Below are 12,144 nucleotides of genomic sequence, written 5' to 3' on the forward strand. Positions count from 1 at the left end.
TTCAGGTTATTTAATTTGCTATAGCTAAAGTGACTTAGGTTTACCTATAATTTGAAAAACAAAAATTCGTCATTCCGCTACTTGTTAGCGCCGCGGCGGTATGACGTAGAGAGATCTTATTTATTATAGCTATAACACTGAAGTTTACAATCAGAACAAACCACCTGGCCGCGTGGAATTGACTTCAGCTTGTCCGTTGAAACTTGATTTGAGCAGAGTATGCATTTTATTGTGTTGCTTGGAGTAAGTGAGTTATCAACAGCAATTCTATCATCAAAAACAAAACACTCACCTTTCCAATTACCATTTTTATTATAAGTTTTTTCAAGGTAAGAAAGAATGCCGCCTTTCAGGTGGTACACATCGTTAAATCCAAGACTTTTCATATATGCTGTTGATTTTTCACATCTAATTCCACCAGTGCAGTACATAGCCACTTTCAGGTCTTTACTCTCAGAAAATGACTCTGCCCACTGAGGAAACTCACGGAAACATTGTGTATGTGGATTAATTGCATTTTTAAACTTGCCTAATTTCACTTCATACTCATTTCGTGTATCTATTACTAAAACGTCAGGTTGAGAAGTAAAATCATCCCAATGCTCTGGATCAACATATTTACCCTTAAGGGAAATATCAAGATTGCTTACACCAAGATTCACAATCTCTCTTTTTAATTTTACCTTCATCTTGCTAAATGGTTGATATTTTGCTGCACTCTCTTTCCATGTAAGATCTTTCAGCCTATAATCAGAATGTAGAAAATCAAATATTTCATCAATCGCGTTTCTTTTACCAGATATTGTTGCATTAACACCCTCTTCTGCAAGGAGTATAGTGCCCTTTAATTCAACGTTGTCGCATGCAGTTTTTATTTCGTCTTTCATGTCATAATAATTAGAAAGTTCTACAAAATGATAGAAAGTTGCAATGATGAAGCTCATGGTTACTAATCTATAAACTTAAAATATAATATATGAGATTATCAAGATATTCAATAGATCGGCTGTTAATTACTGGATATCTTCAGTTTTTACATATAACATTTTAATATTAAATATAGATTCAAATTAATGTTTTTAAGAGTATTTAAAAATATATTCCTATTTCTAGTAAGTATATTATTTATCTGCCCAATATTATCATTAATATCAATTCTATTTACAGATACAGCGAATTCCGGATGGGTAATCAGCACACTTTTTCCTGAATATATACTGAGTACGTTAATTTTGATGATAGGAGTGGGGGGAATATCTTTTGTATTTGGAGTAATTCCAGCTTGGCTCACCACATTTTTTTCATTCCCTGGAAGTAAAATTTTTGAGATTGCTTTATTCTTTCCGATATCGATTCCTGGATATATAGTAGCGTTCGTCTATGTAAATACGCTAGAGTTTTCAGGTCCGGTGCAAAGCTCATTAAGAGACATTTTAGATTGGAGCAAAGGTGACTATTGGTTTCCTGAAATAAAATCTCTAGGTGGTGGAATATTAGTGATGGGATTTAGCCTATATCCATACGTTTATATGTTAGTCCGCTCAAGTCTAAAGAATGTTAGTAACTCAGTCACTATTGCATCAACACTTGGTTTTTCCTCATTAAGGAGCTTACTTTTTGTCATTATACCCTCCATACGCCCATCAATTATAGCTGGGTTATCCTTGGTACTAATGGAAGTAATTACGGATTTCGGCACACCACAGTTTCTTGCTATTGATACTTTCACGACAGGAATATATCGCACCTGGTTTTTACTGCATGACAAATATTCAACTACTGTTTTAGCAGTTGCAGAATTGATTTTCGTTGCAACACTAATAGCTATCGAAAAAAAACTACAAAAAAAAGGAATATCCTACTCTTCAATCAATACCAATTCAGATTATCACAATAAACGGAGTATAAGTGGCGCTATACCGTTGATCTTTGCTTATCTTATGTGTGTATTGCCGATATTAATAGGTTTTATTTTGCCAATGATTCCGCTCATATATTGGAGCATAGAGAAGGGGTTTTTCATATACGAAGCAAGATTTTATAACATAATAGCAAATAGCGTTAGTTTATCATTTATCACCGCATTAATCTCAATTAGCATTGCAATAATGATTGGATATACGGCGCGTAAAAATAAGGTAATCAACAATATAGCGCGTCTCATTTCCCTGGGCTATGCGATTCCAAATGCAATTATCGCAATTAGTATAATAATATTTTTAAGCAGAATATCCTCTTTCATTACTCAATATATTGTGGAAATTAGCTTAGTAGGAACTATTGGCGCATTAGTTTACTCATATTTATTTCGTTTTTTTGCTATATCTTTCAAGGCAGTAGAATCAGGGCTCAAAAAAACACCAAATGAAATCGAGTGGACTGCATATACTATGGGTCATGGGCCTATTTCCACATGTCTGAATGTTCATATCCCTCTCATCAAGAAGAGTATATTATCAGGGTTTTTACTTGTATTTATGGATACTATCAAGGAGCTAACAGCAACACTCATTATAAGACCATTTAATTTTGAAACTATATCAACCAGAATATATGAACTTGTAAGCGATGAGCGCTATAGAGAAGCTGCCCCATTTTCGTTAATAATAGTTATAATAGGCTTAATCTCTACAATAACCTTATTTACACTTGATGATAAGGATAAAAAATAAACTATTTTGATAGTTAATGGGGTCTAGTGTTGACGTATGGACTATCCAAAGAAAAGGGTGGTATCATAACCTCAAAAATTTTTATGCTTTCTTCATTCAGAAATTCATACTTACCCTGCATTATTCCTGACGGTGCATTTAAGTATGCTCCACTTGTGTATTTGAATACCTCTCCAGATTTTATCACAGGTTGTTCTCCGATAACACCAACTCCGGCAATTTCATTTACTTTTCCCTTATAATCTATTATTTGCCAATGACGACTTAACAATTGAATAGTTGATTGGCTTTTGTTTTTTATCTTAACGTTATACATCCATACATAGCAATTTTCATAAGGAATGGATTGCTCTTCAATGTAAATTGGTAAAACTTTAACTTCAACAAAGTTGGTAGTTAGTGTGTATTCTAGAATCATTATAGAATATTCATGATAAAAAGATGGTATTTTAATTATATACTTTTTTCATAGATTTTTCAAGTATACTTTAATTAGGAAATATCAATTTATAGTATGAATGAACCAGATGCGCTGAGCAAAAAAGTAATAGGAATAATAGGTGGTGGACAATTAGGTAAAATGACTGCTATCGCTGCAACAAAACTTGGACAAAAAACACATGTCTTTGCCAGTGCTAAAGACGATCCGGCTTGCTCTGTTGCTGATGATTTCACAATAGCAGATTTCTCTGATAAGAAAGCGCTTGAATCTTTTGCACAGAGTGTGGATTTGGTCACTATTGAGTCTGAAAATATTCCATGTAGTGCAATTGATATCGATGTAAATTTTTATCCGGGTAAAAAAGCGTTACACATTGCGCAAAATAGGCTTAGAGAGAAAGATTTCATTAGAAGCTTGAGTATAAAAACTGCTGAATACAAAAGTATACAAAATTATAATGAGCTACTGAAAAGCAGTAGAGCTTTTGGCTATCCAACAAGGCTGAAAACAACAGAAATGGGTTATGATGGAAAAGGGCAATATGTGCTTGAGAATGATTCTGAAGTGAAGCAATTTGCTTCCTTTGATTGGAATACAGAGTACATTCTTGAAGCAAGTGTTGATTTACTGAAAGAGGTTTCAATAGTCGTTGCAAGAGATAAAAACGGTAAAGTAGCTTTTTTTCCTATAGCAGAAAATTACCACGTTGATGGAATACTTGATACTTCAACAGTGCCAGCTAAAATAGATAGTAAATTAACTCAAGAGGTACAACGAGCTGCAAAGAAAATAGCAAATGCGCTTGATGTAATAGGAATTCTGGCTATTGAATTTTTTATTACTAAGGATAACGAATTGTTAGTTAATGAACTAGCTCCAAGACCTCACAATTCTTGCCACTGGAGCTTGGATGCATGTAACGTTAGTCAGTTTGAACAGCTGGTTAGGATAATATGCGGGCTACCTATGCAGGAAGTAGTATTACGCTTTCCTTGTATGACAAAAAATATAATAGGTAATGATATATATGATTCTCATAAGTATTTGAGCAACGAAAAAGCTAGTTTAACCATATATGGGAAAAAAGAGGTTAGAGATAAGCGTAAAATGGGACATGTCAATATAGATTTAAGTTAACAGTTTTTCTACGTCATACCGCCACAACTGTACGAACATTGTGATATGATGAGATGTTACATAGTAAACGATGTCATTCTAGCGCGTGACACACAACTTGTACAAACATTGTTATTTAAGCACACCAGGAAGGATGTCTCCCAGTACCTCTTTTCCCGTCATCCCGCTACGTGTTAGCGGGATCTCATTTCACTTTATGATGGCAGTGTCTCCTTCTCCCGTCATCCCAGTGCCCAGACACTGGAATCTACCGTCTTAAGAGTCAAGATAAAAATTGTTATTTTTTATCATGGCATTTAAACAAACGATAATTTTTCTCATGACAGCAACTAATGCAACCTTAGCAGCTTTGCCAGAATCAATCAAACGCTGCTTTCATTTTTCTGTTGTGGCGCATAGCAACAAGAGCTGACATGTATAGTGCTTTCCTTGCATCTCCTTTGATTTGAGCTTTGCCAACTTTTCTTCCACTTTCGCTAGTTTTAGGTGCAACTCCAACCAAGCATGCAATTTCTCTATTCTCTAATCTACCAAACCTCTGTCAGTAGAACGCTCGCCGTCTTTGACCCAATACCTTTATAGCTGATTAAAAGCTCATTTTTTCCTTTCAATTCAGCTATCACGTCTTCTATGTCTTGCCTAATTTCCTTCAATTGTTTTTCAGCAAACTCTATTTGTCTTTCTATATATTCTCTAGCTTTTCCCGTTGCATTTTGCAGACGACACTTATTTGCATGATTTAAATTACGCTCAACTGCTCCTAGCTCCTTTAATTCTTCTTGCTTTTGTACATCCTTTTACTTCACCGTTTTTACTGATAAATTCAGCGTATTTCTCCAGTAATTTAGCATCCAATTTGTCAGTTTTTGCGAAGTGATTGCAAGCTTTGGCAAATGCATATACCCGATTCGGGTGAGCTTTATGGACAGTTATCTTGCAACAATTTTACAATGAGCTTTTCATAGCCGCCGGTTTACACATAACTTGATGGGTAAATCGACTATATTTGTTTCTATAAACCCAGATATAGCATCATTCATGTTTGCTATGCGCTTATGCTTGCCATTAATTCAATGTTCCCTTGGAAACATCTACTCCCATAAAATTTATTCTAGCCATTTTTTTTACCTATAAATATAATCAATGCAAATGTTGTATACAGGATTGTAATTCGATCTTTTAGATCCACCTACCGTTCGTACTACATTTTGCTTTAAGCCAGCAACGGTTTTTACCCAGACACAGTATCACTCCTTTGCTTATCATAGTCTTTTGACTTTTTTTAAGATACAATCCAGGTCTTTTTTTTTAGACTGGATCCTATCATAGGATGACAGAAGCAGACACTCCACATTGTCATTCCAGTGCTTTGACTACTTGGATCCAGCTGAGTTGGTGAGTATAAAAGTATAGCTAATGCGAGCTCTACGTCATGCCGCCGTGGTATCTCTTAGCCGCTAACACGTAGCGGGATGACGGTTGTCAGGGTGTCATCCAGTACCTTCTCTTGTCATCCCAGTGCCCAGACACTGGGATGGCTTTGTTGCATCGCTACTTATGAAAGGCTAACTATAGTTAGGATTATAAGCAACTTATTGAAAATCTTGTTTTTTTGCAATCAATCTGATCAAATTTAAGAATAGTAATTTATTATTTATATTAATAAATTTAATTCTATTGAAAATAGCTAAAGCATTGAAATTCTTGAATTTTAGCCGGATTAGTGAGTGGTAGTGAAATTTCTTTTACTCAAATTTAGGTATTCACTGACCGTTCTTGTTATAAATACCAGAATAATAAGCTACTGATATTCTCTATCTTTTTTATCTTTAATCCATCATAGCTAGCGATGCAACAAAGCCCACTGGGATCCAGGAATTTTATTAAGTTGGTAAGCATAAAAGTAGCCGTTTTATGTTAAAGTACAACGTTTTGATGATTATGAAAAAGCTGGATTCCAGTGTCAAGCACTGGAATGACACCCTTCACGGGCTCTTTTAGTCATAAATATTTAAGAAATTTACCAAACGAAAAAAAAGGCAAAAGAAGCCCCGTGGTTATTATCCGCTTTAAAATATTGGCGTTTTTTATGTTTTAAACGCTTGACAAGCAAGATTTAGCTGCTTTTAATTGCAACTAACTTACGCTGCAAATGTTTAAGAAATTTACTAAGCAGAAAAAAAGACAAAGAATCCCCGAGTTAGCTAGTCTTTTACTATCTCTGTCGAGTATTGGCATTTTTTGATGTCTTGTAACGCTTTATAAGCGCGTTCAGCTTATTTAGATAAAAATCTAGATGTAGATGAAGTTTTGTAAAGACATACAGTATCTATATACTGCAAAAAATTAAACATAAGACGCCGATACATTAAGTAATCCTTACCTTTTAATCTGCAGATTGGCGAAAGCAAATACAATAGCTTCAGTTTCATGATAAGGGGGCTGGCGAAGCTTGTCAAGGAAGTTTTTGTTTCTACTGAATGACAGTTGTGGCTTGGGAGGTAGTGCAAGAAATCTGTTATTTTAATTGTGTGAAATTTAGTTTTGTGTTTCGTAATATTATACAATCAAATTGATAAAAGCTGTATTATCTCCTTGCAGCATTAAGTGTATATTTTTCGCTATTTTCTCTACTAAGGGAGTAACATTATCAAAATTTGAAAATTTTGATAACACATAATCTGCTAAGCTTCTTTGATCTTCAGGTCTACCCACTCCAAATCTCAAGCGCCAATAATCGTTGCCAATAAAACTATCTATGGATTTAAGTCCATTATGTCCAGCAGAGCTACCACCTTTCTTTATTTTTATTCTTCCAAGTTCCAAATCAGCGTCATCGTGTATGACAACGATATTATCTAGCGACAATTTGTAAAAGTTTCGTATTTTTGCAACAGGGATGCCAGAATTATTCATAAATGAATAAGGCTTTATTAACATGATTTTATTATCATTAATCATGCCAGAGGTTATTAGATAATCGGCTTTTTTAGAGAACGACTGGAAATTCCAATATTTGCAGATTGTATCAACGGTGATGAAGCCAATATTATGATGAGTTAGCTCATATTGACTGCCAGGGTTACCAAGCCCAACTATCAGATGCACTATTCCTCTGTTTCTGCTTGAGGTTTTTCAACGTCACTATCGGCAGCAGAAATTGTAACAATGGTAAAATTTTCTTCTTCATGAGCTACAAACTTAACACCTTCTGGTAATTTTACATCATTAATATGTATAGACTGGCCAATCATTTTACCGGATAAATCAACTTCAATAACCTGAGGTATTTTATCAGGAGAGCATTTAACAGCAATAGAACGACACAAAACATTAAGCACTCCACCTAACTTGATTCCTGGAGCTTTACTTTCATTCACAAATGATAGAGGTATGTCTATTTTAATTTCGCTGCCTTTATCAACAAATTGAAAATCAACATGTTGCACAGTATCCTTCACTACATGCAATTGGATATCGCGAACAAGAGCATATTCCTTTTTGCCCGAAATATTCAGCTCTATCAAATGTGCAGAAAGAGAGCCTGATTTATATTGCTTCGTGAATTCCTTTGCAGACAATGTCAAATTTACATTATCATGGCCCTTTCCATATATGATCCCAGGAATGTTTCCTTTCTTCCTTAGAGAATGCATCGCTTTTGTTTTTGTTATATCACGTAACTCTGCATTAATTGTTACTATTTCTTGTTGCGTCATTGGTTACTCCTATTCAGCTAATCCTTTTAATATAATTTAATAATAATATAACATAAAAATATTTATTTCAAACTTCATTCTTTCATACTAATTGTTTGTGAAAGGATTTATTTAGATATATATTTAAGCTTATTTAACAAGAACTATGGGCATTGATAATAAAGTAGTTTTTAGGATTTATAAACCAACAAGAACTGCAACACAATCTGGTTTAGGTAATACAAAATTCTGGCACCTAAAAATTGAATCTGGCTCTTACTACATTGAACCTTTAATGGGGTGGGTTGGCTCAAAAGATCCAAAAAAACAGATTGTATTAAAGTTTGATTCTCTTGAAAAAGCAGTATTCTACGCAAAAAAACGCAACGTTAAATACGTAATTGAAATGCCAAAAAATGTTAAGAGGCTGCCAAAATCTTACGCAAGCAATTTCATACTAAAGTAAGGTTTATTATGGTGTGCTTGTCTGTAAAAGGTAAGGCTTAGTATAACCAATTTAATTCTGGGTTTTAAGTTGTGCTAGCACGCTGCGGCCATTTAAAGAGTCAAGATTTTTAACCTGGCTAGCCAGTATTAAAGAGTTATTTTTCAGGTATTTCTTTACAAGGCTTGCAAGTCTTTTTGGATTATTCAAATAGCTCCATTCTGCTTGTAAAACTTTTATATCACTTTGTACTAAATTAATTTCACTTTTTATTTTTATTAGCTCTCTATTTAACGACTGAACATGTAATTTTACCTTAAATAGTCCTACAATGCTAAGAAAAAACATAACTATTGAGATGATGCAGAAAGTTCTCATGACAACCTCTGTATAGCTCTTAGTTTTGCTGAGCGTGAACGCGGATTTGCACTTACTTCTTCTATACTTGCTTTGATCACTTTTTTATTTAGAAGAGAGAATGTCTTGCAATCAGTAGCACATAAATCTTTAAAAAAAGTTTTGACTATACGATCTTCTAAGGAATGAAAGGTGACGACAATTAATTTGCCATTCTCACTTAAAATCTCAGATGCAGCTTTAATGCCCTTTTCAAGTTCTCCCAGCTCATCGTTTACCCATATTCTGATTGCCTGAAATGTTCTGGTTGCAGGATCAATTTTGCTTTTTCCACGGAACACCACAGAACGTACAATATCCGCAAGCTCAAATGTAGTTTTGATAGTTTTCTTCTTCCGTGCATTTACTATTGCTCTTGCAATTTTGCGAGAATGATGCTCTCCTCCGTAGTTATATATAGTATTTGCAATTTCTTCTTCGCGTAAAGCGTTAACAAACGTTGAAGCGTTTATATAAGAAGAGTTATCCATGCTCATATCGAGTGGGCCATCATGTAAAAATGAGAACCCTCTATCTCCATTATCAAGCTGCATAGATGAAACTCCGATGTCAAAGACCACCCCATCCACTCCGTTTGATGTCATCCCAGCATGTGACCAGTTATTTTTTCCAGTATCAAGTACTGGGATGACAGAAGATGACTCAACACTGCTTAGTATACTTTTAATATTACTAAACTTCTCAATGAATAGTTTTATTCTATCGGGATATCTAACGATTAAATCATCATAAAACTTAGTTACCGTTTCATCTCTATCAATTGCATATACCTTGCAATCAGCTGACTCCAATATTGCTTTGCTATACCCTCCAGCTCCAAATGTGGCGTCTACGTATATACCACCATCCTGCGGTGATAGTAGTGATAGCATCTCTTTTAACAAAACTGGAGTGTGTGTCATAGTGCTCCATCAAGAGACTCTGTGCATACAAATAAAAATAACTTCCCACTAAAACATGATATTTCATGGAAGTATATAGGCAATAATATAAAAATACTTGAATATAGTCAATGATATAAAAATATTAAGATTCAATAAGATACTATTATTAATATAATGTTCAAATTTTTCTATTATATAAAAAAAAGTAATGTATATTACTAAATACTAAACAAACTATAGAAAATTATGCAGCAAATAACAAAAGCAATATTCTCGAGTTTGATTTGTAACACTTTATTGTGGTATGACCACATGCTTTTTGGCCACTTAATAAACATAATAGGTGGTGTGTTTTTTCCATCGGATGATCAACTAACCAGCGTATTGAAGGCTTTTGGAGTGTTTGCAGTGGGTTTCTTAATGAGACCAGTCGGCGCTGCCATATTTGGTCACATTGGTGATAAGCATGGCAGAAGAGTTGCCTTATTGCTCTCGATTATATTAATGACTTTATCAACCGTATTAATTGCTTTTGTTCCAGGTTATCAAAGCATTGGAATACTAGCGTCAATGCTGGTAGTGTGTTTAAGGTTATTGCAGGGTATATCCCTTGGGGGAGAAGCAGGAAATGCACCATTTTTAATAGAACACGCTCCTAAAAACAAAAAAGGATTTTTTGGCAGCATTGAAGTATTAAGCGCAATTTTTGGTTCAGTATTAAGCCTGATAGCGGTACTCATATGCAAAAAAGTATCTGATTTTGAATCTTGGGGGTGGAGATTACCTTTCATTTTCAGTTTAGCAATGGGATTAATCAGCATATATATGAGATATATACTTGATGAAAGCCCAGAGTATAAAAGACAAAAAAATCCGTCTAAATTGCCATTAAAAGAGTTATTAAACAATTACAAAAAGCCTGTTCTAATATCAATAGGTATTGACTTGGTTGAAAATGCGTCTCTCTATATATATTTGGTATTTTTCAATGTGCTTACGAATAAAATATTAACAGTAAATACTCATTTTAATCATATAGTGGAAATACTGAGTCAAATTGCGCTTGGAGGATTGACAATATTATTTGCTATACTTTCTGATAAGATAGGAAGAGAAAAAGTTATGAAGTTTGCATTTATAACTTTTGTAATAGTAAGTTATCCAGTTTTTTCAATGTTATGTACTGGCGATTACTTGCTCACTTTTATGGCACACATTCTTTTTATAATTCCAATAGCTGCATCGCTTGGTCCTGTCAGTGCACTTATGTGCGAATTATTTCCAACAAAGGTTCGGTACAGCGGATTTGGTTTATCAAGAAATATAGCTGCTGGATTTTTTGGTGGCCTTGCACCATTTATATGCACAACAATTATCAAGGTTACAGGACAAGAGACTTCAGCTAGTTTTTACATGATTTTCTGTGCATTAATTGGGCTAGTTGCTATATCGCAAATTAAGGGTGAGCTTTCTTCAAAATCACCCAAAGTAAACCAAGTATAGTTGCAGTATAGCAGAATTTAAAAAAATCTAATTATAAGGTGGGAAATGCCAATTCTTAGGTGATAATGTGAATATTTCAGCACCATCTTTTGTTACTCCAATCGTATGCTCAAATTGAGCAGAAAGTGAAAGATCGCGTGTTGTTACTGTCCAGTCATCGAGTTTACTGAGCAGAGTCTCATGTTTTCCAGCATTAATCATTGGCTCTATTGTAAAAAACATACCTTCCTTCAAGACGAGATTTTCATCTTGATCATAGAAATGCACTACATTCGGTGGAGCATGAAAGACTTTTCCTATACCATGTCCGCAGTAGCTGCGTACGATAGAATATCCAAAACCTCTAATATATTTCTCTATAGCAAGCCCTATTTCATTTAGCTTATTGCCGGGCTTAACTTGTTTAATTGCTTCCATCAATGCATTATAAGTAGCGTCACACAAACGTTTTGCTTTTATTGATGGCTTGCCAACCCAAAACATGCGACTTGTATCACCATGCCAGCCATTTAAAATCACCGTAACGTCAATATTCAAAATATCTCCATCTTTAAGCGGTTTATCATCGGGAACACCATGGCACACAACTGCATTTTTTGAAGTGCAAATTGATTTTGGATACCCCCTATAGTTTAGTGGTGCTGGAATTGCACCTGCATTAATTATAAAGTCATGACATAGATCATTTAACTCACTAGTTGTCACCCCTACCTTTACGTATGGTGCAATGAAATCAAGAGTTTCAGCAGCAAGCCTGCCAGCCTTGTGCATAAATTCAAAATCTTCTTGTGAGTGTATAGTTATGTTCATATTTTCCATGTCTTATTGTAATTGGTGATCTTTTACGCTTACTCGCAAGTACATAAACATAATAACTTTACATATTATAAAAATAAGTCCTATGGATCCTAGTGTCAAGTCATTTGTATGACAAGTGGTAAAACAG

Annotated in this window: 13 protein-coding genes and 1 pseudogene; 6 read left to right on the forward strand and 8 right to left on the reverse strand. The window is 34.5% G+C overall.

Annotated elements, in window-relative coordinates; genetic code table 11:
• Positions 1 to 116: 116 nt before the first annotated feature.
• Complete coding sequence (locus tag ACJZL1_RS06105) at positions 117 to 944, reverse strand: rhodanese-related sulfurtransferase (RefSeq protein ID WP_265026086.1); 828 nt, start codon at positions 942 to 944, stop codon at positions 117 to 119.
• A 129-nt stretch (positions 945 to 1,073) separates the two neighbouring features.
• Here ACJZL1_RS06105 and ACJZL1_RS06110 point away from each other — a divergent pair, with 129 nt between their 5' ends.
• On the forward strand, positions 1,074 to 2,672 hold the full coding sequence (locus ACJZL1_RS06110; protein ID WP_265026085.1) for an ABC transporter permease: 1,599 nt from the start codon (positions 1,074 to 1,076) through the stop codon (positions 2,670 to 2,672).
• Positions 2,673 to 2,685: 13 nt separating this feature from the next.
• Here ACJZL1_RS06110 and apaG read toward each other — a convergent pair whose 3' ends face one another.
• A complete protein-coding gene (gene apaG / locus ACJZL1_RS06115; RefSeq protein WP_419247529.1) occupies positions 2,686 to 3,087 on the reverse strand; it encodes a Co2+/Mg2+ efflux protein ApaG in 402 nt (133 codons plus the stop codon).
• Positions 3,088 to 3,186: 99 nt separating this feature from the next.
• On the opposite strand from apaG, the gene ACJZL1_RS06120 reads away from it, so the two are divergent.
• Positions 3,187 to 4,251 (forward strand): 5-(carboxyamino)imidazole ribonucleotide synthase, encoded by a 1,065-nt coding sequence (locus ACJZL1_RS06120; protein WP_265026084.1) that lies wholly within the window; start codon positions 3,187 to 3,189, stop codon positions 4,249 to 4,251.
• 133 nt (positions 4,252 to 4,384) lie between these two features.
• The gene (locus ACJZL1_RS06125) at positions 4,385 to 4,510 is read left to right on the forward strand and encodes a hypothetical protein (RefSeq protein WP_419247186.1); all 126 of its coding nucleotides are present in this window, start codon (positions 4,385 to 4,387) and stop codon (positions 4,508 to 4,510) included.
• On the opposite strand, the pseudogene ACJZL1_RS06130 reads toward ACJZL1_RS06125, so the two are convergent.
• Positions 4,507 to 5,370: pseudogene (locus ACJZL1_RS06130) on the reverse strand (transposase). The gene ACJZL1_RS06125 and the pseudogene ACJZL1_RS06130 sit on opposite strands and share 4 nt — an antisense overlap.
• A gap of 353 nt (positions 5,371 to 5,723) precedes the next feature.
• Between ACJZL1_RS06130 and ACJZL1_RS06135 the strand changes: the two are divergent.
• Complete coding sequence (locus tag ACJZL1_RS06135; protein WP_419247187.1) at positions 5,724 to 5,888, forward strand: hypothetical protein; 165 nt, start codon at positions 5,724 to 5,726, stop codon at positions 5,886 to 5,888.
• Positions 5,889 to 6,810: 922 nt separating this feature from the next.
• On the opposite strand, the gene pth is transcribed toward ACJZL1_RS06135, so the two are convergent.
• Both pth and ACJZL1_RS06145 read right to left on the reverse strand, forming a co-directional pair.
• Positions 6,811 to 7,359 carry an aminoacyl-tRNA hydrolase gene (gene pth / locus ACJZL1_RS06140; protein ID WP_265026081.1) on the reverse strand — a complete coding sequence of 183 codons (549 nt, stop codon included), beginning with the start codon at positions 7,357 to 7,359 and terminating at the stop codon, positions 6,811 to 6,813.
• Positions 7,359 to 7,970, reverse strand: coding sequence for a 50S ribosomal protein L25/general stress protein Ctc (locus ACJZL1_RS06145; protein ID WP_164224796.1), 612 nt, complete (start codon positions 7,968 to 7,970; stop codon positions 7,359 to 7,361). Before ACJZL1_RS06145 ends, pth begins: the two co-directional genes overlap by 1 nt.
• 145 nt (positions 7,971 to 8,115) lie before the next feature.
• Here ACJZL1_RS06145 and ACJZL1_RS06150 point away from each other — a divergent pair, with 145 nt between their 5' ends.
• Entirely contained in the window at positions 8,116 to 8,415 is a 300-nt protein-coding gene (locus ACJZL1_RS06150; protein WP_265026079.1) for an ETC complex I subunit, read from the forward strand.
• 51 nt (positions 8,416 to 8,466) lie between these two features.
• On the opposite strand, the gene ftsL is transcribed toward ACJZL1_RS06150, so the two are convergent.
• Both ftsL and rsmH read right to left on the reverse strand, forming a co-directional pair.
• The gene (ftsL, locus tag ACJZL1_RS06155; RefSeq protein ID WP_250295957.1) at positions 8,467 to 8,772 is read right to left on the reverse strand and encodes a cell division protein FtsL; all 306 of its coding nucleotides are present in this window, start codon (positions 8,770 to 8,772) and stop codon (positions 8,467 to 8,469) included.
• The gene (gene rsmH / locus ACJZL1_RS06160) at positions 8,769 to 9,713 is read right to left on the reverse strand and encodes a 16S rRNA (cytosine(1402)-N(4))-methyltransferase RsmH (protein WP_265026078.1); all 945 of its coding nucleotides are present in this window, start codon (positions 9,711 to 9,713) and stop codon (positions 8,769 to 8,771) included. Before rsmH ends, ftsL begins: the two co-directional genes overlap by 4 nt.
• Before the next feature lie 228 nt (positions 9,714 to 9,941).
• Here rsmH and ACJZL1_RS06165 point away from each other — a divergent pair, with 228 nt between their 5' ends.
• Positions 9,942 to 11,198, forward strand: coding sequence for an MFS transporter (locus ACJZL1_RS06165; RefSeq protein WP_265026077.1), 1,257 nt, complete (start codon positions 9,942 to 9,944; stop codon positions 11,196 to 11,198).
• Positions 11,199 to 11,225: 27 nt separating this feature from the next.
• Here ACJZL1_RS06165 and map read toward each other — a convergent pair whose 3' ends face one another.
• Positions 11,226 to 12,008 carry a type I methionyl aminopeptidase gene (gene map, locus ACJZL1_RS06170; RefSeq protein ID WP_265026076.1) on the reverse strand — a complete coding sequence of 261 codons (783 nt, stop codon included), beginning with the start codon at positions 12,006 to 12,008 and terminating at the stop codon, positions 11,226 to 11,228.
• Between the last annotated feature and the right edge of the window lie 136 nt (positions 12,009 to 12,144).

The sequence above is a fragment of the Wolbachia endosymbiont of Rhagoletis indifferens genome (genome assembly GCF_048537595.1).
Classification (GTDB): Bacteria; Pseudomonadota; Alphaproteobacteria; order Rickettsiales; family Anaplasmataceae; genus Wolbachia.